Origin of the sequence: Gemmiger formicilis (genome assembly GCF_016901605.1) — a bacterium.
Taxonomy (GTDB): Bacteria; Bacillota; Clostridia; order Oscillospirales; family Ruminococcaceae; genus Gemmiger; species Gemmiger formicilis_B.
On record NZ_JACJKP010000400.1, the window covers coordinates 1 to 558 of the forward strand.

The window sequence follows — 558 nt, forward strand, 5'->3', positions numbered from 1 at the left end:
CGGTCTGACGGCCGGTGCCGGTGTGGGGCTGGCCGTACTGTGGCGGGTCAATCCCAGCTGGAAGCAGAACCTGTTCATGACGGGACTTCTGTGGGCGGTCGGCGCCATAGCCGGCATGATCCTGCAGGTGGTCGCTCTTTGATTCAAAATACGCCCTGCCTTGCGGGGAACAGCTATACAGGAGGTAACAGCTATGCAGCATACCATCGAAAATGACATCCTGCGCCTGACAGTGGACACCCATGGTGCCGAGGCAGTCAGCGTAATTCACAAACCCACCGGTGCTGAACTGCTCTGGCGCGGCGACAAGGCTGTGTGGGGGCGTCATGCGCCGATCCTTTTCCCCTATACCGGCAAACTGACCGACGGCAAAATGATTGCCAAAGGGGTGGAATATCAGGGCGGCCAGCATGGTTTTGCCCGGGATGTGGAACATACCCTGACCCGTCAGACCGACGACACGCTGGAATTTGAGCTGCATGCCAATGCCCAGACACTGCCCAAATGGCCCTATGCTTTTGTGCTGCGCTCTACCTTTGTGCTGGAAGGGGAGACCGT

General features: G+C 58.6%; 1 pseudogene. It reads left to right on the forward strand.

Annotated features, from left to right (window positions below):
* Positions 1-193: 193 nt before the first annotated feature.
* A pseudogene (locus H6B10_RS15115) lies at positions 194-558 on the forward strand (aldose 1-epimerase family protein); the annotation flags it as partial.